Here is a 19,761-nt window from a genome sequence, read left to right as displayed (position 1 = left end):
GTGTGGTGGCGTTCCACAGGGAGCTGCCGGGCGGCTGATGATGCCGGAACCGCGCCGCTCGCACCGGTCGGCCGTTGCCGGCTCTTCAGCGGGGGACTTTGAGGTCAGACGGAGTCTCTCCGGCTGTGGAGCGACATGCGGAAAGCACCGGGCCGCGGGGGAGGCGAACTTCATCGCCTCCCCCGCGGCCCGGTGCGAACGTCAGACGCAGCGTCCGTCCATCCAGTCGGTGAGGCCCGGCGTCCACGAGGTGGCCAGGCGGGTCGCATCGGCGTCCAGCGCCCGCTGCCAGGAGGCGTAGTTGCCGGAGGCCGGCGGGGGCGGCTCCTGCCAGTCGACGACGTCGTACCAGTCGGGCAAACCGGTGAGGGCCGCGGAGAGGCCTGCGGCGCTGACCCGGCTCCGGAGCACCGGATCCAGGTCCTTGTCACCTGTGTAGATCATGATCTCCTGGGACGCGATGCGCTCCGCGATCGGTGCGAGCACCTCGTTCCAGGCCGTCTCCCGGATCGACGAGTCGCTGCTGAGGAGAGACACCTTCGTTTCCGGCTTCACCTCCACCAGCACGACCATGCCGAGGGCCTTGGCGCTGTCGAGCCACTCGCGGAACGTGTACACGGTCTCACCCGTGTAAGGGCCGCGCGTGATGGTGCGTCCATTGAGCGGGTTCGTCCCGCTCGCCCACGAGAGCTCCGAGATGGGATCGGACGATCCGGTCAGCCCGTAGGTGGTGTTGTTGTGCCACATCACGGCCTTGGCGCCGTTCTTGGTCAGCCGCAGATCGGCCTCCACCCCGGCCGCGCCCCAGCTCTTCTCCTGGGCGAGGCCCCTGGGGTGGTTCGCTGCACGGATCTGGTCTTCTTGCCAGCCTCCCGGCTCTTGGGGCCACCCGCCGTGCCCGAACACCGCGGGACAGTAGGGCAGCAGGGTGGGGCTGGTGTACCCCTCCATCATGTGGACCTGGCTGAAGGTCCAGTTGCCGGGCTCGGACTCCCAGCTGTGCAGGGGACTGTTGAGGGCACCGTCGGACTTGGCGGTGAAGGTGATCGTCTTCACCCGTCCGTCGGCGTAGCCGTAGAGAGTGGCCAGGTCGTCGCGGCCGTCCCCGTTGAAGTCACCGGTGACGATCTTCATACGCGAACGATCGTACGATCCCACAGGGAGGGCCAGCATGTCCCGCCGCGCGCCGAACGTTCCGTCCGTGCCGAGACGGAAGCCGATCACCGCGTCGTGTCCGTCCGCGTAGTCGTACCAGGCAGCCAGTTCGTCACGGCCGTCACCGTCGAAGTCGCCCGCGTGCAGACTCGCCTGCCGGAACGTCCAGCCCGTGGACTCCCAGCCGTGCACGGGCTCGGCGAATCCGCCATCGGTCCGCCCGGCCCAGTACAACAGTTTCACACTGCCGTCCCGGTACCCGTACAGCGCCGCGAGGTCGGCACGACCATCCCCGTTGAAGTCACCGGTGGCGAACTTCATGCGATTGACGTGCCAGCCATCCCCCGGGGCCCGCTGGAAGGAGGAGAAGTGCGCGCCGAAACCGCCGTCCGGGCGGGCGAGCATCGTGAAGAGTTTGTCGCTGCCGTCTCCGTAGGCGTACCAGACGGCGACGTCGTCACGGCCGTCCCCGTTGAAGTCGCCGGCCTGGGCGGTCATGGCGTCGAAATTCCAGTTGCCCGGCGCCGCGGTCCAGGAATGAAGAGGACCCGCGAAGCTGCCGTCTCCACGGCCGAGCCAGGTCAGCAGGGTGACCCGACCGTCCTCGTAACCGTAGAAGGCCGCGAGGTCGCCCACACCGTCCCCGTTGAAGTCGCCGGTGAGGCGCTTCATGTTCTCGACCCAGTAGTTGCCCGCGGGGGTCTCCCAGCCCAGCCCGGGCGCGGCGAAAGCGCCGTTTGAGCCCGCGAGGAAGGTACGTACGGCGTCGTGCCCGTCCGCGTAGTCGTACCAGGCGGCCAGATCGCTGCGGCCGTCACCGTTGTAGTCGTGACGGGCACCGGTGCCGGCCAGCCGGACGCCGGTGCCCGGTTCGGCCGCCTCCATGGTCGGCGCATCCGCCGTGCCGGCGAATGCCGTGGCCGCCCCTGCCGGTTGCCCCGGCGCGGCGGTCGCGCTACCGGCGCCCGTGGACAGGCCGAGCAGCGCGAAGCACAGCGCGGCCGAGCCCACTGCTATGGAAGGTCTCCTCATCCAGCTCTTCACATCCCTTGCCGTCGAACGAGAGAAATGCACCCCTCGGCGGGGGTGCATGGGGAGCGAGCCTCGCCCGGCCGGATCGTTCATCTCGCCACAGCCATGGCAAAGACGACGACCGAGCCTGCGGGGCCGTCGATCATTAGATCATTCAAAATCCTTCTCTGAACTGCTATTTCAATTGGCTCGGTGGCCTGCGGAGCGTGGCAGGGAGCGTTCAGCGGCTGGTGCCGCATGAGTTGTTGGAGCTGTTCCAGCGGGTGGTTCCGAAGGCGCCGTCACGGCACCAAGGTGGTGGCCGGCGTCGGCATGGTGACCCGTGAGGTGCCGGCCGCGCTCGTGTTCGTGGCGAACTCGTAAGCAGCTGCGCTTCGGTGCCGGTCGTAGCCTGGGGCGTACCGGCTCCGGAGCCCGCAGGCGGGAGAAGCGAACCGACACAGGCAACAGCCGCGTCCCATGCCGACGGGGCAGGGCGCTGCTGCGCCTTGCCGGCGCCGAGACATCTGCTCGTGCGTGTATCGATTCGCCGGACAGTTCAACAGACAGACAGCCACTACGTCAGTGAGACCCGGAGTCAGCCTCCCGAACGACGCCCGGCACATCCTCACTGTCAGACCCAGAGGTAAGAATGAGCGGCATGACGAAGACCGGGGCGGACTACGCATGGTTCGAGAACGACTTTCCAGACATCGCCGAGGCGTACTGCTTCACCCTGGTGCGGGGCCTGTCACCGACTGAGCTGATCCTCCGGCTCGAAGGACGTGAGGAGGCGCCCTTGCAGGGCATAGCCGCGGTCGTCGATGCCACCTTCGCCCAGTACGAGCTCGGGGATGGCGACCGTCAGCTGGTCGCCATGACGACCGTCGGCCCTTGGACGCTTCTGATCGAGGCCAACGGCTACCTCGGGGTCACCGAAGAACGAGCGCTTCCGGCCTCCGCCGGTACGAGCTGGATCTCTCACTTCGTCAACATCAATGCCGTCGGCACGTTTTTCTGGGCCGAGGACCAGGCCCTGCGTCTTTGCTTCGACCCCATGTTCCCTGAGGAGCGGTGGGGCACCACACCCGACGAACTCCTCGACGTCATGGTTCGTATCGGCTTCCACGTCGATGACGACGCACCTGAATCCGAGACGGACCTTTCCTCACCAGCCGCCTTCGCTCTGGCGGAACACCTCACCGGCGTCGCCATCACCCCCGAGCTGCTCCAGGACACGACCTTCACCTGTGCCACCGTGCAGATTCGATGATCTCGTCCGCCTTCCTCGGCTGCCGCCTCAAACCGGCGCCGACCAGGGCGAAGCAGCCTCCGGTCGCCAGGGCCGTAGCCTGGGTGCGGGGTCTTCCGTTCACTGGGCGCCGGCGACTTGTGCTTGCCGTGGCTTGCGGAGTCACATGCCACGGTCCGGACCTCTCCACGGCTCCGGACGTTCGTCGGCGCTCATCGGGAGCCTGAGCAGCTCTACCTGACCTGGGTAGAAAGCCGAGCTGTTGGGGCCGGCCATGTCTTCGCCGACGAGGTAGCGGTAGAGCCACTCGGCGAAGCTCATGTCGTACCGTGCCCAGCCACCCTCCCCGTCCTCGACCAGGAGCCACGGGGCGTTGCCGTACGCCGCGACGAGGAAGAGTGTTTCGCCCCGATCGGTACCGGCGATCGGCCACAGTCCGTCGCGGGTGCCGAAGCTCAGTTCCGCGAGCCCGCACAGCACGCGCGGGTCCTCGTCCGGGTCGAGGTCCTCCCAGGGCACCTCGGACCAGGCGCGGACCTTGGCCCGTATCGACTGGCCAAGGTTCCAGCGTTCGGTCCCGGGGTGGTTTAGGTACAGGTGGCCGTTGAGCTTGATGGGAGCGTAGGCGTCTACGAGGGTCCGATAGTCGGACGGGAGCCGGAATCCGAGTTCCGTGTGGAGCTGTTCCCAGGCGGCCGGCTCCGCGTAGCGGTTCTGGGCTGGACCGAGCATCGCCATGGCCGCGGTCAGGTAGTCGGTCACAGCGTTCCTCAGTGGTGTACGAGCCCGTCTCGGAGCGAGCGGCACGAACGGCCTCGGGCAGGGTGCCTCGGATACGGCGTGCATCATTTCGGTTCGGAGGCACTGAGTCGGCCAGTGCGGCAGCCCGCCTTGGGCTGCAGGCTATGACAACCCGATCGGTGCTGCCCTCAGCGGGTGACCGTGGAGCTCCTCGCAGCCTTCTTCGTCCCACCAGAGATCACCTTGAGTGGTGAGGTAGGGATGCAGCCCGCGGACGTCACCACCTTGGTCGAGCGCGTGCGCCACTGCGTGGAGAAGGCTCGCCAGACCGGGCCATGAGTCGGTGAAGTCGCCGCCACCGCTGTGGCCCGCCCAGCCGAGGCGGCCCGCGTGCGGGCCAGGACGTTGGTCGATCACATGGACCCCGCCGTCGGCGCTCTCGGCCCAGGGAACCCAGAGCGGCTGCCACCAAGGCTCGTCCTCCCAGGATCGACGGGACAGGCCGTCGTTCTCCGCGGCGACCTGCATGCACATCTGCCAACGATCCACGATGTCGCTCACCGTGAGCGGTGACTGCTCCGGCAGGAAGGTCGACCAGGCACTTGCTCCGTTATGGCATCTCAAAGACTCAACGAGATCGCTGGGGAACGGGATGCCGAGAAGCCGCTCCGCCTGCTGAATCTCGCCCTGTGTCGCCGGTGGATTGAGCCGTGCGAAATCGGACGGCGCGTGGGTCGCCAGCCATGCGGAGATCCGGCGCCAGGCTTCCGACGGAGACGAGATGTTCTGGACCATGACGCCATCCTGCCCGAGGCGTGTGACAAGGCGGATCGGACTGCGCCTGCGGCGAGCGCGTGCGCACCGCGGACAGCGCCGCTCACGCTCGTACGACTACTTGCACGAGGCCCGGCAGGGCAAACAGACGTAGACGTACGAGGTCTTGCCGTAGCTCAAGCCAGGGATACGCACGATCCGGCCGCCGCGCCATTTCGCGACCCGTTCGTCCTCGCGCGGGAATTCGGTCCCGCTGACTGACTCCGTGGCCGTCCCCTCCCCCTGCACGCGGATGGCGCGCGAGACCCCACTCGACGGACGGGGCGAAAGCCGCTTGCAGGGGTGCCCAGGGGGTCTCCCCGCGGTGCTACGAGAGGTCGGCAGCATGCTGCCGCAGGAAGGCTCCGGCGTGAGCGGCGGCCTCTTCCTTCGTCGCGTACCAGATGCCGTCCTGGGCGGCGCCGCGCGTCTCGTCCGCGCCTTCGCCCGCCCAGGCCCAGCCACCGGACCGCGGGTCCTGCACCAGTTCGGCTGTGCCGCCGAAGAGTTCGAGCACCGCGCCCGCCCGAGCCGACGCGGACGCGGGGCGAGGGACCGCGTCCGGCCACTTCTTGCGCGCGCCCTGGCGGGTGATGCCCCAGACCGCGCCGATCTGCTCGTAGCTCGCGCCGTAGGAGCCCGCTGCGGCCGCCGCGATCGCCGTCAGCCGTTTGACCTCCGTGTCCACCACCTTCCAGGCGGCGAGGACGGACAGGGTCACATCAACCAAATCCGCGTCCCATATGCGGGCCGCGGGCCGCCCGGACTCGCGGGCGCGAATGGATACCGCGTGCGAGGTGGCAGTCCTCGGCACGGTGCCGGCGGAAGCCGGACAGGATCCGGTTGCGCTCACCACCGCGTGTCGGTTCGTCAGCGGTCGATCGGGAGCACGCGGTCCAGGCCGCTCTCGCGCAGGATCTGCCGGATGGTGCCATCCAAGGTGCTCGCCGCGTCGATGACGGTTTCCAGGGCCTCGGGCAGCAGGTCCTTTTCCCGGTACCAGTCGCGAAGGTGGTCGGCGGTGACCTGCTTGCGGCACTCGGCATCGGGCTTCGTCGCGTGCCGCAGCACCGTCTGCACGTAGGGGACGTGGAGGTAGTAGCAGCGCGAGACACCGCGGTGGGCGCGCACCAGGTTTTGGAGCATAGTGCCGTAGCGGTCGGCGTACAGGATGCCCTCCACAACGACGTGGAAGCCGTGGTCCAGGGCGTAGCGGGCGGTGAGGTCGATCAGCCCGATGTTCGCGGCCCCGGGCCGGTCGTGTTCGCGCAGCACGATCCGGCGCAGGTTGTCCTGGCCGACGATCGCGAGATTGCGGCCGAACCTCTCTCGCAGCCCGGCCGCGACGGACGACTTCCCCGAGGCGCTGTTGCCGCGGACCACGATCAGGCGCGTGTCCTGCGTTCCCACGGCGCCCGGGACACTCTCGGTCATGCGCCGCCGATCTCGCGGCTCAGGTACATCCGGGTCTCGTTGAAGTGGTCCCAGTCCATCACCAGGCGGAAGCGCTGATGCGCCTCCAGCCTTTCAACCTCCGCCGGCTCCTGCCCGCGCCGCACCCGGGCGTCGCCGGACTCCACGAGCTCCGTGAGGGCGAGCCGGACATCGTCGGCATCCTGGCCCGTGGCGACCGCCAGGCGGTCGAGCGAGGTGAGGACCTCCTGCGGTCCGCCCAGCCCGTCGACCAGGTGCGTGATGAGCCTGTCGACGAGCGGGCCGATGCGCATCGACCAGCGGATCCAGTCGAGCCGCTCGGTGAGTTCGGCGTCCAGGGGCAGCAGGTCTTCGGGCAGCGGCAGTGCGGCGGGCATCGACCATTCGGTGCCGTCCGGCCCCTCCTCGCGGCGCGCCAGGCCCCAGGTCAGGTAGAGCTCGGACAGATCCCGGACGGTCGTCGGCACCGGGAAGCCGGCGGCTGCGAGCATGGCGCCGAAGTTCTTCCAGCGGTCGGCTTCGAATGCCTCACGTCCCTCCGGCGCGTCCTCGTAGTCCCATTCCTCGTCGGGCCACGAGAAGGTGAGCGCGCTGTCGAGGTCGCCCCCGAACATCCTCCAGTGGCCGTCGAAGGCCTCCTGCAGGAGGTCGTCCAGGGAGCCGGTGAAGCCGGGCTGGCTCGCGGTGCCGATCAGCATCGTCAGTGGGAAGCCCTGGCGGGGCAGGACGTGGTCCCAGCCGGAGGCCCACCAGTCGTTGTGCATCGCCAAGTCCCGGCGCGGCCCGGGCACAGGCGCGTTCTCAGTCATCCGTAGCTCTTCCTCAAAGAGGCGACCGAACGCTGGCAGCGTACGCACTGTGGTGCGCCGAGGCTCTCGAAAACGTCCGATCATGCCTGATGGTGGTACGCGACGACGCATGCATGAATCGCGACGACGCCGACAAGGTCGTGAAGCATGGCCCCGCTTGGTCAGCGCGCTGTCGTGCGATCAGCGGGACGAGTTGCTCGCGTGGGCCACCGGGTAAGCAGCTGATCGGTGGACGGGCGCCGAGGGGCCTTCGGGGTGCGTGGCCGCGTGACAGAACCCGGCAGCCGAACTGGCAGCCGGCCTCCCCCAGGGTGGGGTCATCCGTTGGGTGGCGGGTGAGACAGACTGGGCCGGCCCCGGAACGACTGAGCCGCCCCGGGAACGCAACTACCCTTTGGAGCACGTCGGATGAGCAGCAACGTACTGACCATGTACGGCGGGCCGAGACGGGTCGACGGCCAGGGTCCGGCGAGGGTGTCGGACATGGTCAGCTTCTCCGACGGGTCAGGGCCGGCGCCGTCGGTCGTGTACGTGGAGCGCGAACTGCCGCCGGGAGGCACATCGGCGTATCTTGCGACCCGGCGCGGCGGGGCCCGTTCCTTCGCCCTGTGGGCCGACGACCAACGCCTGCAGCGCGTGGCCACTGTGGTGACCCTGTCGGCCGGTGGCGGCGTCGCGAGGTTTCAGGTGCTCGGGCCCGGCGGCGAGGTCATCGGCACGGTGATGCGCGAGAAGGCGCTACGGGGCAGGGGTCTGCGCACCCGCTGGACCGTGCAGCAGCCCGGGGGCTTTGAAGCGGTCGGCTTCAAGGGGAGGATCGTTTGGTGGTGGATGTGGTGGCTCTTGCTGCCCCTGATGACGATGGCACTCGTGATCAGTGTCTTCGACAGCGTCCCTGGCAACGAGGGCGGCTTCGCACGCGCACCCCGGCGTATCCGGTGGCGCGCGAACGGACAGGTCCCGCTGGAGTTCAGATCCAAGGGCGACGCACTGCACCTTCACGCCCCCGGCGTGGACCGGCGGCTCGGGGCCGCGCTGATCGCTCTCCTGCGCAGCTTCCACGCCGGCGCGTGGGACTCGGCGAAGAAGTGACCTACGGCCCGTCGTTGGGATCATCTGGTAGTTGGCCAAGGCTGCTGCCTGGAGAGTCGATCGCGGTGCCGATGTGGCGTGGTCGTGGCGTCTCGGTGTACTTGGGCGCCGGGCTTGCTTACGGGACCAGCTCGATGTGGGGGTGGGACGGGTGGGCCGGGCAGGCGTGGAGCTGGAGGTTGTAGCCGCCGACGATGTCGATGAGCGTGAAGTTGCCGTACCGGGCGCCCAGGGGAGGAGGAGCCGGGTTCGCCGGTTCCTCCTCGGCGATCCAGGTTTCGCTGCCGCCGTCCCACTCCGAGGAGGCGATGGTGAGCAGCGGGACCTCCTCGGTGCCGCACTCGGGGCAGGGGCGGGGCTTGGGGTCGGTGAGGCCCCGGCGGGTCCAGCCGCCGGTCTTCCAGCCGGGGGCGGTGGAGAGGTTGTTCAGGTAGAGCTCGCCCGGGTCGTCCGCGTACGCGTTGTAGCGCGCGGGGTCGATCGACTCCCAGCGGCTCATGTCGTCCAGCTGGTCCTGAAGTTCCTCGTCCAGTTCCGAGGGGTGGGGGTACTCGGTGACCTGCTCCGGTGAGAGCAGGCACGGCTCCGGGAGGTAGCAGTCGCGCTGGACGATGGGCGGCTCGGGTGGTGCTTCGAGGACGTCCCTGACGGTCACGGAGGAGCGCCAGAACAGTGCGGTTTTGGGGCTGGCATGTTCCGCGTGGTCGAAGGGGCACCACAGGACCTGGAGGAGGTCCGCGTCGGGCGGGCACGGGAAGGGGACGTCACGGGCGTAGAGCTGGGCGACTGGGAGGAGGGGGATCGGGCCGTCGAACCACGGGCGGTCCGCGAGCCGGTCCCAGGTCGCTCGTTCCTCGGGAGTCCACTGAGGTGCCTCGGGGTCGAGGCGCCGCCGCTCGGCCGCCGCGGCGCGGTCGTGACGGAGGAGCCGGACGTCGTCCGGGGAGTGGACCACCGGCGCGGCGCGGCTGTCGTGCGGCTCGTCGCAGTACGGCCACGGCGCGTCGGCGGGCCACAGCAGCGGCCCGCCGACGGAGCTGTCGTGCACGGTCGGCGACCCCGGCCTCGGGTGCAGCCGGGTCGCCGTGCGCGCCAGCGGAGCCAGCTGAGGGAAGAGCGCGGTGATGTCGAACGGCCGCGGCGGGGTGGCAAATATGGCGTTCATAGCGGTGATGCTGCCAGCAGCGTCTGACAGTGGGTGCACCGATTCACGTCAGCTGACACCACACAGCTTCCCTGAGTCAGCAGGCAGACCAGAGGAAGACGCCGGCGAGATGGAGTCCGGCCAGGTAGATGGTCGCGGTCTTCTCGTAGCGAGTGGCGATGCCGCGCCACTGCTTCAGGCGGTTGATGCATCGAACCTCACCATGCGACAGCTCGCGCCGCTGTTTTGGCTGCTCGCCAGCGACGGCGTGCCGGGTGGTCCAGCGGCTGCGGACGCTGCTCGCGATCGAGCCGGCCACACGTCCCGCCGGCGCGGTCGAGCGGCTGTGGATCGTGGATGGCACCCTGATCCCGGTCCGCGTCCGGAAGTTCGGAGCGACCTCACGCAACTACCGGTTCTCGGCGAACGTGCAGGTCATCATCGACGCCGGCACCCGGCTGGTGATCACCGAAGTCCGGCCGGTGCCCGGCAACACCACCGACGCCAAGGCCTGGCGCCACTCGGGCCTGGCCCGGCACTGCGAAGGCGTGACCGTGCTGGCCGACGGCGCCTACATCAACACGGCCTCGTGGTGCCGCACCGCAAACGGCCCGGACGAGCCCTGTCGTCGGGTGAGGAGGAGAACAACGCCGAGCACCGGCGCGTCCGGGCCCGCGTTGAGCACGCCTTCGCCCGCATGAAGCACTACAAGTTCCTCCGTGACTGTCGACAGCGCGGCAGCGGCCTCCACCAAGCGGTCCAGGCCGTCGCCCACATGCCCAACCTCGCCCTCGCCGCATAACCAGACCGGCCACGACCCCGGGCCTGGCCTACGGCGGAAGTTGGCATTCCGGGCCGCGCACCGTAGAACTGGGCCCCATGTCTGACCAGTGGCCGACCCCACGCCCGGCGCCAAGGCCCGTGCCCGGGCCGCCCGGCGGGTACGGGTCGCCGCGGTTCCAGCAGGTCAGTGACGGTTACCGGCGTTTGGCCAGGATCCTGTGCTGGCTCGCGATCACCGTCGCGAGCCTCATGGTGGTTGCTCTCGCACTCAGCATCGTCTTCCTGGTGAAGGCGGACGCCGACGTGGACGACGCCGCCTACGGCTATCTGGCGCTCTTCCTCTGGTTCGGGATCGCCGCCGCGATCCCGGTCCTGCTGGCCCTCGGCATCCCGGCGGTCGTCATGAAGCGGCGTGTACGGCAGCAGGAGCGGCCGGGACACGATGCGGCGTTCCGAGGACCCGAGGCAGGCAGGCAGGCAGCAGTCGAGCGGGGCACGGGCCCGTGAACAATGCCGGCCTCCCCGACGGCCTGTCGATGAAGCCATTACGGAACTGTGGGCTCTGCCCTAGCCCTTGAGGTCGCCGGGTGATGGGATCTGCGGATGATGATCCTCGCACTCCTCGTCGCCGCGGCCCTCGTGTGCTTCGGGCTCGCCGGATACGGCTTCGGCCGGCTCGGACAGACCGGCGTGGGACGGGCCGACCGGCGGACCAGGCTGAGGTGCGCGGCCGCGCTGGCGGGTGCGGGCGCCGCGGCCGTGTACGCGTGGGGGCTGCTGAACCTCGGCCTGGCGCTGCTCGCCACGGACGACAGCGGCACCGACGCCTTCCCCGTCCGGCCCTGCCGGACGGCAGGCGCCCCGGAGGCGGCGGACGTCGTGGGCCACCGGGTCGAGTACCTGCCTCCCCGGTACGTCTGCCTGCGGCGAGGCGGCGGGACGTACGCGACCGACGACGTACCCGGCTTCGTCGGCCCAGCCGTGGTGGGGCTCACGGTGATCGCGGCCGTCTGCGTCTTCGTCGCTGAAAGGACACCGCCGGTCTCGGCCCGGATGGCCTCCGAAGAATGACCCGGGCCGGCCGACGCAGACCCGACTGCGGCCAGTCGGTTCGCGCGTGGTGGAGCTGGACCGGAGCTACCCGTACCGTCGTGGAATGAGGTTCGGGGCCGTGCCGCAGAACCGGCCCAGCGGAATGCGGGAGTGGGTGGTGACTCGAAGAAAGCTCGAAGGTTTGGCCTCTGGACGTGACCCTCTGGGACGTCCCGACGGGTCTCAAGGGCTGATCCATGAAGTCGGCCCGCACCAGCGGTTGACCCGTGGAGCGTGGCGGCCTGCCGGTTTCTCTGGCCGGGAAGCCGTCGTGTTTCCCGGAAACGACCGTGGATGGGGTTGCAGCGTCTCCCCCGGCCCGGACCGGAAGGTCAGGCCGTGGGTCACTCCAGTATCCGGCCCTCGTGGACGGCGGGTCGGCGGCCCAGCGCGGCCAGAGGGGTTCCGTCGCGCATCGCCTTGGCCAGGTCGTCGAGCATGACCCCCAGGTCTGGCCACGGCCGCCGGTGGTCCGGGGCGCCGAAGGAGATCTCGCAGACCGTCCCGTACACGTCCTCCGTGTCCTCCTCGTCCTCGCGATGGTCGACGAAGAGCAGATCGCCGGTGAGCGCCTACCCGAAGGGGACCCAGCGCTCGTGCGCGGTCCGCCCCACCTCGTCCTCGTACCCCTCATCGACGGCGTCTTCGGCGCGGGAGGCGAGATAGCGCTGCCACTCCAGGACCTTCTGGGTGTCCAGGAGGCCGTACCCGAGGAGGAACGACCCCGGCTCGTCGCTCGCCCTGCGCGGCACGACGCCGTCATTGGCCGAAAGCAACGCCCGCAGGGCGGGGTGCAGGGGGAAGCCGAGTCCGTCCTCACGTGCTGCGAGAGCGGCATCGGAGGCGCCCGGGCGTAGTGCCGCACGGTCGCCCGGGGCGTGCTCCTCGAGCCAGTGGGTGATCCTGGACCAGGCCGAGAGTACCTCGTCGGTTCGGGCCATGGGTGACTCCCGTCAGTGCGCGGATGAGGCGGCCACCGTGGTGCAGGACTGCTCGGGTCCGTGGGCCGTGACCCGGGGCGGGGCCTGGTCGGTCTCCGGAACATCGATGGTGAAACAGCGCGTGGCCATGGTGTCGGCCGGGCCGAACAGGGCCAGGGTCCGTTCGTACGTACGGGAGAACTGAACGAAGACCCGGGTGCCGTGCTTCGCGGGACGCACGTCGACGAGCGCCCCGTTGCGCGGGCCGTCGCCGGCCGGCCGGTCGAGGAGGTCCCGCACCTCCCGGTCGGACGGCGAGCGGCCTGTGGCCACGAGGGCGTCGGCGAACCGCTCCGCGTCCGCCCGGGTGGCCTCGAAGGCGTCCCGTTCCCGCGCCGTCTCACGGAAGTGGGCGACGGTGAGCAGGACGACGATGGCCACGACAGGAAGGATCAGGACTGCCCCCAGGACCTTCGCCCAGGGTGCGGACCCGCCTTTACGTTGGGCCTTCACTGCTTCGTGACGCTTCTCGGGAAGAGTCCGACGAGGACGCGGTGGAAGGCGGCGGAGCGGGCGGAGGCGCCGGTTCCTCGTGACAGGGTGAACGGGCACTCGAACCGCAGAGGGGCCACCGCGTCACCGCCGGCTGTCGGGTGTCCGGTCTTCTTCGTGCCACTCCTCGTCGAAGTCCTCTGCAGCGGCACAGTCGCTGTAGACGGGTTCGACGAAGACGTGCCGGAAGTCGGGCAGGGGGGCCACCGGAGGCTGCCGGTGATGTGGAATCGACTCACCCGTGCGTGGGATCGGTGTGGTGGTCAACGGTGCTCCTGGTGTCGTGGGTTGCACTGGGTGACGGTGGCCGGCATACGGCTCAGCTGTCGGTCGGGAAAGCGTGGCGAGCGAGATCTGCGGCGCCAACGACATTGTGCCGTACAAGCGTTCGACATGTGACACGGCACGGCACGATCGACCAGTCGGCATACGGCGAGTCGGCGATTCGGCGAACGATACGGCGCGCAGCCAAGGGTCCGGGCGCCGACGCGCGAGTGGGAGCAGGGGCCGCACGACGGAGGGCCGGGGGGCGGGCGGCTGACGCGGCGGAGGAACCAGGGGCCGCGTCACTGGGGGTGCGGGGTGCGCAGGTCGGCGGTGAGCCGGGTGAGGGCGTCCTCGGCGGTGGGGGCGGGGCCGAACAGCTGAGCCTGGCGGGTGGTGTCGGCGACGTAGCGGCCGGTGTCGAACCAGCGGAACATGGCGGCCATGTCCTTGACCATCGGCACGAAGCGGCCGACGACGGCGCCCGCGGCCCGGGTGATCGCGGGCGGCACGGCCCGTACCTTGATCGTCTTCCCGGCGGGGCCGCTCATCAGACGGGCGACCGCGCGCATGGTGACCGGCCGGTCCCAGCCGATGTCGACGCGCTCGCCGGGCGTGACGTCGACGTCGACCGCGGCCGCCAGGTAGGTGGCGAGGTCGGAGGTCAGGACGAACGTCAGGGGCACGTCGGTCTTGCCCATCCACATCACCCACCCCTTGGCGAGGGGGTCGCCCCCCTTGGTGGCGACCTGGTCGAGGAACGCTCCCGGACGCAGGGCGACGAACGGGACGCCGAGCTGTTCGAGCTTGTCCTCGGCCAGCTTCTTGTGCCAGAAGTGGGTGACGCCGGGGGTCTGGTCGCTGGTGAGGATGCTGGTGAGGACGAATCGCCTTACGCCGGTGCGGTGGGCGGCTTCGGCAAGGTTGGCGTTGCCGAGGGTGTCGATGTCGCGTGCCTTCTTGTCGCCGCGGGTGTAGCCGGCTGCGGTGGTGATGACGGCGTCGGCACCCTGCATGGCGGTGATGAGGGAGTCGAGGTCGAGCATGTCGCCGCGGGTGATCTCGACGCCCTTGGCGCGGAGCTCGCCGGCGTCGGTTGCGGGGCGGACCAGGGCGCGGACGGTCTTGCCGCGCTTGCGGAGTTCGTTGACCACCTGGCCGCCGAGCGCGCCCGTCGCGCCGACGACGAGAACCGGGGGTGCGGGGGTGCTCATGGGTCACTCACTCTCGTCGGGCCGCTGGGGGTGGGTGTTGCGAGGGGTGCAGCGGGTGGCTGCGAGGATCATCGTGGACGCGCGCCGGCTTGGGATCGTTGTCGCCCCACCGAGGGAACAGCTGTCAGCCGGCTACGACGAAGCGACGCCGCCGCACCAAGCCGGCCTTCCTGATCGTTGCAGAATGAGGAGCGTAGGTGGTGGAGGCCGCCGAGACTGTCGGCGGTTCGACGGGGCCGTGGGCGCGTGGGGCTCCGCGTAGCTCGGCGGCGACCAGGTCTTCGAGGGGCTCGCGTCGTACGTCGCCGCCGGTCACCGGTAGGTCGAAGATCAGCCCGCCGATGCAGGTCAGCGGTGCGGGGGGCGCGGCGCGCTTCCTGGGGCAAGGTCGCCTGTGCCGGGCGAGGGGAAGCCCCTGGCCTGGCTGCGGTCCGGGGCGAGAGGATTTTCCAGCCGCTGCCTGATGTGGCAGCACGAAGTCGTCCGCCTCAGAAGGCTCGCGACAACGTTGCGGGGCCACCAAGCCGAGGAAACCTGATGGCAGGCCGTCGGTGGCCGGGCGAGGATGCGGACGTGGGGGCACAGGTCATGAGACACCTGGCGCCAAGCCCGCGAAGACCGCACTCCTCCCTCAGCGGTCTTCGAAACAACGCCCGGAAACGCAGGAGGACACCGTGATCACGGCGCAGCACTGGATCGACACCCTCGGCCTGGAAGCCCATGTGGAAGGCGGCTACTTCCGTCGGACCTTCCAAGCGGACCACCGCCCGCGCATCCCGACACCCGCTGGTGAGCGGTACACCCTGACCTCGATCCACTACCTGCTCACCCACTGGTCACCGGTCGGCCACTGGCACCTGAACCGGTCCGACATCCTGCACTTCCACCACCACGGCGCATCCATCACCTATCACCTGCTCCACCCCGACGGCCACTACAGCAGCGCCGTACTCGGACAGGACACCGGCCAAGGACAGCTCCTCACCCTGGCCGTGCCCGGAGGAGTCTGGAAGGCCTCGCACCTCACCACCGGCGACCACGCCCTGATCAGCGAGGCGGTCGCGCCCGGATTCGACTACGCCGACATGACCCTCGGCCGGCCCGACGACCTCATGACGCGCTTCCCCGCGCACGCCGAACTCATCCAGCGCTACTGCCGACCGACCCGCTCATAGCCAGGCCGTCCGGGTCCATGCGGAAGCGGCCTCGCAGGCCTCCACCGCCGTCTCGTACCGCACGTGGGTAAGCGAAGGCCTCCGCCCGAGCCGGAGCGTCGGCGGATGGCCACTGCCCCGCCCTGCCGCGAGGCGACGGCCGCATGGATATCGGTGGCACCCGTGTCCTACTGCGCGCCGGCGCCGCCCGTGTGCTTGTAGTGCGACGCCACCTCATCGCGGTACGCGACCTCGTCGAGGTGCTTCTCGCGGTGGAACTCGGGTGCGTTCTCGATCTGTTCCTTCGAGAGGTCCAGGTGGATCCTCCGGTCCTGCTCGTCGATGCGTGAAATCGTGTTCGCGGGCAGCAGTACCTCCTTGCCGAAGATCCACACACCGGTGTCGACCACGACGTAGGAGTCGTCCACTTCCTCTGAGTGCTTGTCGACCTTGCCGATGCTTCCGTCGACCGCCTCCACCTTGTAGCCGGTGAGGTCGGTGCCGACGGCGTAGTTGAAGGACGGCCGGTAATTCCACGCGTTCTCAGTCACGAACGAACAACTCCTGATTCGCCATCGATGGCGGTCTCCTCGGACCGGGTTCGCGGTCTCTCATCGTTTCTTCGGCCGCGCCCGGTCTTGTGCGGGACCGCTGTTTCGCTCGGGTCCACATGCCCTAGGGGAACGAGTTCCAGCAGGACGAGTCGACCCGTGAGGGAATGTGCGTATCCACATCCGGCATTCGAGTGCCCCGTTCCGCCGCCCCTATACCTGGAGCTTGACGCACGGCGGAGTCTCCCGTCGCCGAGTGGCGCGCGGCACGCGGACCCGCCGGAAATCACCTCAGGGCTGTCCGGCGGGCCCAGCGAATGGCCCCGCTGCCGCAGATGGCGGGCGAAGAAGGTCCCCACCCTGCGCCGTACCTCGGCGAGTGTCACCATCGGGTCGCACGTGCCGACGAGCGCGTCCCGCGCCGTCGGTGTCACGAGCCCGGCGGCCTGAAGCTGCGCGACGAGGGGGCCGTAGTCGGTGAACGACCCGTGGTGGGCATCGGCGAGCAGTGCGCGGCGGCCGGGGAGGTGGGACCAGGAGGAGTCGATACGGGCAGCGCCGTCGAATCCGTCGGTGCGGAACAGCAGCAGGGGTTGCTCGATCCCGTCCGGTGTCGGGTACAGGTCGAGACAGCCCTCGAGGTTCGCCACCGCGCCGACCCGGCGGTCGCCATGGGCCGCGTACATCGCCGCCGTGCCGCCTGCCCGCGTCCTCCGGGCCAGCGACGCGACGGCCTCGTCCCACGCGGCGGCGCTCCGAGCGGCGGGCATGGCGACGACAACCCGCACGGGTCGCTCGGTCACCCACCAGCGCACGGCTCTCGGCGCGCTCATCGCGGGCGAGGCCCTGGTGCCGCTCAGGCCTCGACGTACGCCACGATCGTGATGCTGCGCAGCGCGGTGACGTAGTAGATGACCCGTACCGCGTCGATGTCGTCCGCGTAGTCGCGCAGAAGGGTGTCGGGCACGGGGGCACCCAGGTCCGGGTTGACGCTGATGGCGACGATCGCGCGGTCGAGGCGGTGCGTCTCGGAGGCCGTGAGTTTCGCCAGCTGGCTCAGCGCGGGCTCGACCATGACGACTTGGGCCCGGCGCGGGCCGCGGTCAGGCGACACGGGGCCGCTCCGCGGCGAGGCGCTCCAGGCAGGCGTCGCGGGCGTCCTCCGACAGAACTCCGGACTCGGTGGCAGGGTGACCGTTCGGTGCGGTGTCCCGCGGTAGGGAGGCGAGGAGGTCGACCTTCGCGCGTAGCTCGGCCGCATGGGTGCGGGCGAGCGCGGGGGCCGGCTGGTGGCTCATCCGGAACTCCTGGACTCTGCGGACATGGCCCCTCACGTTAGCGCCCGGCTCGGGGGGCGGGGGCAGTCCGGGCGGACCGGGGCCGACACCAGCTTGAGGGCGCGCGCCAGAGTGGTCGTCGGAGCTGAGCTGCTGCCACCACAACGACGGACCCGACCATCCCTGATGAGCGCTCGGCGGCTACTCCCCCCTCGCCGGACGGCGGTTGTCTACGGCAGTGTGACGGTCTGCCCCGAGAACGCTCGGTCGGGTCGCTCCTCGGCGGGCCCGCGAGAACCGGGTCCGCCTGTGACCTTCCTCGACCGGGTCAACGCCGAGGGCCGCTTGAGCGAAGCCTCGTGCGGGGTGGCGCGAAGAAGGCCGGGGTCCGCGCGCCTGCCTCAGGGTCCACGGCTCGTCACAGCCGAAGCCCGGCGTGTTCGAGAGCGGCGGTGCTGAGGTCGGTGATGGCTTGCCGGTCCCCCTGGCGCCAGGCGTCGCCCCACCCGCCGGGAGGCACCGGCAGTCCGGCGAACGCGGCAGGAGGACCGGTGAGGGCGCGCAGGGCGAGCAGGTCGGTACCTCCGGGAGCCTCGGCGAGGCGCCGCAGGGTGCTGCTGCGCCGCATCCAGAGCAGGCGCGGTGGGAGCCACAGCAGCAAGACGAAGAGCACCGGAATGGCGATGAGAGCCGTGGTGGTCACGTCGGCGACCTGATCGACGGTCTCCTGAAGTGACACTCCCGCATCGGCGAAGCCGGAGCCGGCGTCGGCCGCAGACTGAAGCGGCTTCTCCAGGACGCCGCCGATGAGCGGCACGTCCGACGCCGCGTCTCCGGCCTTGCCCAGCTCCTCGGCGAGACGGTCGCCGGAACTCTCCACCCTGCGCCCAGGTTCGGCCAGCAACATGATCGTCTCGCGGACTGCAAGGGCTGCCCACACCGCAGCGGCGATCAGAGCCACCGCGATCAGGTCCACGAGAACCTGGCCGTTCCGACGTGCGGGTGTCTGGGCGTAGAAGCGCAAGGGAGCCCTCCCGTTCGGGTCTGGGCGGCCAGGAGGTCCGGCCGCGGCCGATCGCGACTCGGCCGACCAGCCATCGGACTCAACTCTTCCACTGCGCCACACGGACAAACGCGTGAGACACGAGGGCACGAACCGCGCGACGCGGCGAGCGCCCGGTGTATCCGCTACTCGAAGTCGGTGGCTCGGGCGGGACGGGCCGGGCCGGGGATGCGACACCGACGGGTCGTGTCTGCGGTCCCCAACGGGCGTGCGTCGACGCATGAGCCGGTCTGCCGCATGGCGCTGCGCAGTGGTGACCCGAACCCCCGTGCGGGAGCGCTCCCATTCTGGGATCGTGACAGGGATGGAGACAGAACCTTTCATCCGCCGCTATCGGCCGTCGGACCGTGGCCGGCTCGCCGACATCTGCGTCCGCACGGCCCACGAGGGCGGCGACGCCTCCGGGCTCTACCCCGATCCCGAGCTGATGCCCGTCATCTTCGCCTATCCCTATGTGGAGCTGGAGCCGGACTTCGCCTTCGTCCTGGACGACGGCACCGGCCAGGCCGTCGGCTATGTCCTCGGGACACCGGACACCGTCGGCTTCGCCGCCCGGTTCCGCGCGGAGTGGCTGCCCCGGGTGGCGGAGCGGTTCCCGGCGCCCGCAGGAGAGGCCGCTACGCCCGCCGAGTCGATGGCGATCCTCCTGCACACGCCGGAGCGCATAGTCCAAGAGGAGCTGGCCGAGCACCCCGCACATCTGCACATCGACCTGCTGCCCGTCTGGCAGGGCCGGGGATACGGACGTGCCCTCATACGTACTCTCCTCGCGGCGCTGCACGAGCACGGCGTGCCTGCGGTGCACCTGTGCATGGTGAGGTCGAACACCCCGGCCCGGGCCTTCTACGACCGGCTGGGGTTCACGCAGCTGAACGTGCCGGACCCGGGGCCGGTCTGGTACCTGGGCCGCCCCACGGCACGGGCTCAAGCCGTTTAACAGGGCGTGACGGCGGGGGTAGACGTGCGCTGACGGTCGAGCTTCTCCGCGACGCGGTCGCGGAGAAGCTCGTACTCCTCGCGGAGCCTCTGCCAGTCGCTCGCGGGTGGGCGGGGTATGACGATGCCACCGGTGACGATCTCGTGCGGCCCGAACTGTTCGCGGGTGAGGTCGATCTCGATGCCCATGCCCAGGCGGTTCCACCAGTGGTAGTCCACACGCTCTCCGTCGACGTGGACCTCACCCCGGATCAACTCACCTCCCAGCAGGTCATGGAGCACCATCGCGGTCACCCCGCACTGGTCCCGCGCAGGGTTGTCCTCGGTCCAGCGGGACCGGAACTCAGGCGTGCACGTCTCGGCACTCCAGCTGCTGCGAACGGCTCGTTCGATGTCGGTCAGAAGCAACGGCGTCATACCGGTGATTCTGCCGGCGAGCACTGACAACGGCCTGACGGGCATGCCAGACGCGGCGATTGGCCGCTGCCTTCGCGACGGAGGTCC

The 19,761-nt window shown here is 69.7% G+C and carries 23 protein-coding genes and 2 pseudogenes; 7 read left to right on the top strand and 18 right to left on the bottom strand.

The features are described from left to right. Window positions 1–201: 201 nt before the first annotated feature. Window positions 202–2,187: an FG-GAP-like repeat-containing protein gene (locus ACZ68P_RS32815; RefSeq protein WP_471012641.1), complete on the bottom strand. Its 1,986-nt coding sequence runs from the start codon at window positions 2,185–2,187 to the stop codon at window positions 202–204. A gap of 640 nt (window positions 2,188–2,827) precedes the next feature. Here ACZ68P_RS32815 and ACZ68P_RS32810 point away from each other — a divergent pair. Further along, window positions 2,828–3,439 (top strand): DUF6461 domain-containing protein, encoded by a 612-nt coding sequence (locus tag ACZ68P_RS32810; protein WP_471012640.1) that lies wholly within the window; start codon window positions 2,828–2,830, stop codon window positions 3,437–3,439. A gap of 141 nt (window positions 3,440–3,580) precedes the next feature. On the opposite strand, the gene ACZ68P_RS32805 is transcribed toward ACZ68P_RS32810, so the two are convergent. From ACZ68P_RS32805 to ACZ68P_RS32785, 5 genes are all read right to left on the bottom strand, one after another. Then, on the bottom strand, window positions 3,581–4,180 hold the full coding sequence (locus ACZ68P_RS32805) for an SMI1/KNR4 family protein (protein ID WP_471012637.1): 600 nt from the start codon (window positions 4,178–4,180) through the stop codon (window positions 3,581–3,583). A 141-nt stretch (window positions 4,181–4,321) separates the two neighbouring features. Continuing rightward, window positions 4,322–4,954, bottom strand: a complete 633-nt coding sequence (locus tag ACZ68P_RS32800) for an SMI1/KNR4 family protein (protein WP_471012636.1) — start codon at window positions 4,952–4,954, stop codon at window positions 4,322–4,324. A 346-nt stretch (window positions 4,955–5,300) separates the two neighbouring features. Then, window positions 5,301–5,693 carry a hypothetical protein gene (locus ACZ68P_RS32795; RefSeq protein ID WP_471012635.1) on the bottom strand — a complete coding sequence of 131 codons (393 nt, stop codon included), beginning with the start codon at window positions 5,691–5,693 and terminating at the stop codon, window positions 5,301–5,303. A gap of 149 nt (window positions 5,694–5,842) precedes the next feature. Continuing rightward, on the bottom strand, window positions 5,843–6,406 hold the full coding sequence (locus ACZ68P_RS32790; protein ID WP_471012634.1) for a P-loop NTPase family protein: 564 nt from the start codon (window positions 6,404–6,406) through the stop codon (window positions 5,843–5,845). Then, a complete protein-coding gene (locus tag ACZ68P_RS32785; protein WP_471012633.1) occupies window positions 6,403–7,215 on the bottom strand; it encodes a DUF6042 family protein in 813 nt (270 codons plus the stop codon). The genes ACZ68P_RS32790 and ACZ68P_RS32785 overlap by 4 nt, the downstream gene beginning before the upstream one ends. A gap of 408 nt (window positions 7,216–7,623) precedes the next feature. Between ACZ68P_RS32785 and ACZ68P_RS32780 the strand changes: the two genes are divergently transcribed. Next, complete coding sequence (locus tag ACZ68P_RS32780) at window positions 7,624–8,307, top strand: hypothetical protein (RefSeq protein ID WP_471012632.1); 684 nt, start codon at window positions 7,624–7,626, stop codon at window positions 8,305–8,307. Between the two features lie 118 nt (window positions 8,308–8,425). On the opposite strand, the gene ACZ68P_RS32775 is transcribed toward ACZ68P_RS32780, so the two are convergent. Next, on the bottom strand, window positions 8,426–9,472 hold the full coding sequence (locus ACZ68P_RS32775) for a hypothetical protein (protein WP_471012631.1): 1,047 nt from the start codon (window positions 9,470–9,472) through the stop codon (window positions 8,426–8,428). A 76-nt stretch (window positions 9,473–9,548) separates the two neighbouring features. Continuing rightward, window positions 9,549–9,665, bottom strand: a pseudogene (locus ACZ68P_RS32770) (IS5/IS1182 family transposase); the annotation flags it as partial. Between ACZ68P_RS32770 and ACZ68P_RS32765 the strand changes: the two are divergent. The 3 genes and pseudogenes from ACZ68P_RS32765 (at window position 9,631) to ACZ68P_RS32755 (ending at window position 11,305) form a co-directional block, all read left to right on the top strand. Beyond that, window positions 9,631–10,253, top strand: a pseudogene (locus ACZ68P_RS32765) (transposase family protein). The pseudogenes ACZ68P_RS32770 and ACZ68P_RS32765 overlap by 35 nt on opposite strands. Window positions 10,254–10,438: 185 nt before the next feature. Next, window positions 10,439–10,741: a hypothetical protein gene (locus ACZ68P_RS32760; RefSeq protein ID WP_471012630.1), complete on the top strand. Its 303-nt coding sequence runs from the start codon at window positions 10,439–10,441 to the stop codon at window positions 10,739–10,741. A 96-nt stretch (window positions 10,742–10,837) separates the two neighbouring features. Then, entirely contained in the window at window positions 10,838–11,305 is a 468-nt protein-coding gene (locus ACZ68P_RS32755; RefSeq protein WP_471012629.1) for a hypothetical protein, read from the top strand. 365 nt (window positions 11,306–11,670) lie between these two features. Here the strand turns inward: ACZ68P_RS32755 and ACZ68P_RS32750 are convergent, their stop codons facing one another. From ACZ68P_RS32750 to ACZ68P_RS32730, 5 genes are all read right to left on the bottom strand, one after another. Further along, window positions 11,671–11,838: a hypothetical protein gene (locus ACZ68P_RS32750; protein ID WP_471012628.1), complete on the bottom strand. Its 168-nt coding sequence runs from the start codon at window positions 11,836–11,838 to the stop codon at window positions 11,671–11,673. 60 nt (window positions 11,839–11,898) lie between these two features. After that, on the bottom strand, window positions 11,899–12,267 hold the full coding sequence (locus ACZ68P_RS32745) for an SMI1/KNR4 family protein (protein ID WP_471012626.1): 369 nt from the start codon (window positions 12,265–12,267) through the stop codon (window positions 11,899–11,901). Between the two features lie 12 nt (window positions 12,268–12,279). Then, complete coding sequence (locus ACZ68P_RS32740; protein ID WP_471012625.1) at window positions 12,280–12,687, bottom strand: hypothetical protein; 408 nt, start codon at window positions 12,685–12,687, stop codon at window positions 12,280–12,282. A 195-nt stretch (window positions 12,688–12,882) separates the two neighbouring features. Further along, window positions 12,883–13,065, bottom strand: a complete 183-nt coding sequence (locus tag ACZ68P_RS32735; protein ID WP_471012623.1) for a hypothetical protein — start codon at window positions 13,063–13,065, stop codon at window positions 12,883–12,885. 299 nt (window positions 13,066–13,364) lie between these two features. Next, entirely contained in the window at window positions 13,365–14,276 is a 912-nt protein-coding gene (locus tag ACZ68P_RS32730) for an SDR family oxidoreductase (RefSeq protein WP_471012621.1), read from the bottom strand. A gap of 674 nt (window positions 14,277–14,950) precedes the next feature. Between ACZ68P_RS32730 and ACZ68P_RS32725 the strand changes: the two genes are divergently transcribed. Continuing rightward, window positions 14,951–15,451, top strand: coding sequence for a cupin domain-containing protein (locus tag ACZ68P_RS32725; protein ID WP_471012620.1), 501 nt, complete (start codon window positions 14,951–14,953; stop codon window positions 15,449–15,451). A gap of 167 nt (window positions 15,452–15,618) precedes the next feature. Here ACZ68P_RS32725 and ACZ68P_RS32720 read toward each other — a convergent pair whose 3' ends face one another. The 4 genes from ACZ68P_RS32720 to ACZ68P_RS32705 all read right to left on the bottom strand — a co-directional run bounded on the left by ACZ68P_RS32720 (window position 15,619) and on the right by ACZ68P_RS32705 (window position 18,282). Further along, entirely contained in the window at window positions 15,619–15,981 is a 363-nt protein-coding gene (locus tag ACZ68P_RS32720) for a PRC-barrel domain-containing protein (protein ID WP_471012619.1), read from the bottom strand. 856 nt (window positions 15,982–16,837) lie between these two features. Continuing rightward, complete coding sequence (locus ACZ68P_RS32715; RefSeq protein ID WP_471012617.1) at window positions 16,838–17,095, bottom strand: hypothetical protein; 258 nt, start codon at window positions 17,093–17,095, stop codon at window positions 16,838–16,840. After that, the gene (locus ACZ68P_RS32710; RefSeq protein ID WP_471012615.1) at window positions 17,085–17,279 is read right to left on the bottom strand and encodes a hypothetical protein; all 195 of its coding nucleotides are present in this window, start codon (window positions 17,277–17,279) and stop codon (window positions 17,085–17,087) included. The genes ACZ68P_RS32715 and ACZ68P_RS32710 overlap by 11 nt, the downstream gene beginning before the upstream one ends. Before the next feature lie 397 nt (window positions 17,280–17,676). Beyond that, complete coding sequence (locus ACZ68P_RS32705) at window positions 17,677–18,282, bottom strand: hypothetical protein (RefSeq protein ID WP_471012614.1); 606 nt, start codon at window positions 18,280–18,282, stop codon at window positions 17,677–17,679. Between the two features lie 343 nt (window positions 18,283–18,625). Here ACZ68P_RS32705 and ACZ68P_RS32700 point away from each other — a divergent pair, with 343 nt between their 5' ends. Next, window positions 18,626–19,258 carry a GNAT family N-acetyltransferase gene (locus ACZ68P_RS32700; RefSeq protein ID WP_471012613.1) on the top strand — a complete coding sequence of 211 codons (633 nt, stop codon included), beginning with the start codon at window positions 18,626–18,628 and terminating at the stop codon, window positions 19,256–19,258. Here the strand turns inward: ACZ68P_RS32700 and ACZ68P_RS32695 are convergent. Beyond that, a complete protein-coding gene (locus tag ACZ68P_RS32695) occupies window positions 19,255–19,674 on the bottom strand; it encodes a YunG family protein (protein WP_471012612.1) in 420 nt (139 codons plus the stop codon). The two genes, ACZ68P_RS32700 and ACZ68P_RS32695, sit on opposite strands and share 4 nt — an antisense overlap. Between the last annotated feature and the right edge of the window lie 87 nt (window positions 19,675–19,761).

The organism is Streptomyces sp. NPDC036822 (assembly GCF_055609145.1).
Note: the sequence above shows the minus strand (reverse complement) of the source record. Positions and strands in the feature narration are given on the sequence as shown.

What these genes read in the sequence shown, in the direction of transcription:
- ACZ68P_RS32785 (WP_471012633.1), bottom strand. Translation starts at nt 7,215, where the DNA reads ATGACTGAGAACGCGCCTGTGCCCGGGCCGCGCCGGGACTTGGCGATG.
- ACZ68P_RS32755 (WP_471012629.1), top strand. Translation starts at nt 10,838, where the DNA reads ATGATGATCCTCGCACTCCTCGTCGCCGCGGCCCTCGTGTGCTTCGGG.
- ACZ68P_RS32790 (WP_471012634.1), bottom strand. Translation starts at nt 6,406, where the DNA reads ATGACCGAGAGTGTCCCGGGCGCCGTGGGAACGCAGGACACGCGCCTG.
- ACZ68P_RS32700 (WP_471012613.1), top strand. Translation starts at nt 18,626, where the DNA reads ATGGAGACAGAACCTTTCATCCGCCGCTATCGGCCGTCGGACCGTGGC.
- ACZ68P_RS32695 (WP_471012612.1), bottom strand. Translation starts at nt 19,674, where the DNA reads ATGACGCCGTTGCTTCTGACCGACATCGAACGAGCCGTTCGCAGCAGC.
- ACZ68P_RS32775 (WP_471012631.1), bottom strand. Translation starts at nt 9,472, where the DNA reads ATGAACGCCATATTTGCCACCCCGCCGCGGCCGTTCGACATCACCGCG.
- ACZ68P_RS32780 (WP_471012632.1), top strand. Translation starts at nt 7,624, where the DNA reads ATGAGCAGCAACGTACTGACCATGTACGGCGGGCCGAGACGGGTCGAC.
- ACZ68P_RS32800 (WP_471012636.1), bottom strand. Translation starts at nt 4,954, where the DNA reads ATGGTCCAGAACATCTCGTCTCCGTCGGAAGCCTGGCGCCGGATCTCC.
- ACZ68P_RS32710 (WP_471012615.1), bottom strand. Translation starts at nt 17,279, where the DNA reads ATGAGCCACCAGCCGGCCCCCGCGCTCGCCCGCACCCATGCGGCCGAG.
- ACZ68P_RS32810 (WP_471012640.1), top strand. Translation starts at nt 2,828, where the DNA reads ATGACGAAGACCGGGGCGGACTACGCATGGTTCGAGAACGACTTTCCA.
- ACZ68P_RS32730 (WP_471012621.1), bottom strand. Translation starts at nt 14,276, where the DNA reads ATGAGCACCCCCGCACCCCCGGTTCTCGTCGTCGGCGCGACGGGCGCG.
- ACZ68P_RS32815 (WP_471012641.1), bottom strand. Translation starts at nt 2,187, where the DNA reads ATGAGGAGACCTTCCATAGCAGTGGGCTCGGCCGCGCTGTGCTTCGCG.
- ACZ68P_RS32745 (WP_471012626.1), bottom strand. Translation starts at nt 12,267, where the DNA reads ATGGCCCGAACCGACGAGGTACTCTCGGCCTGGTCCAGGATCACCCAC.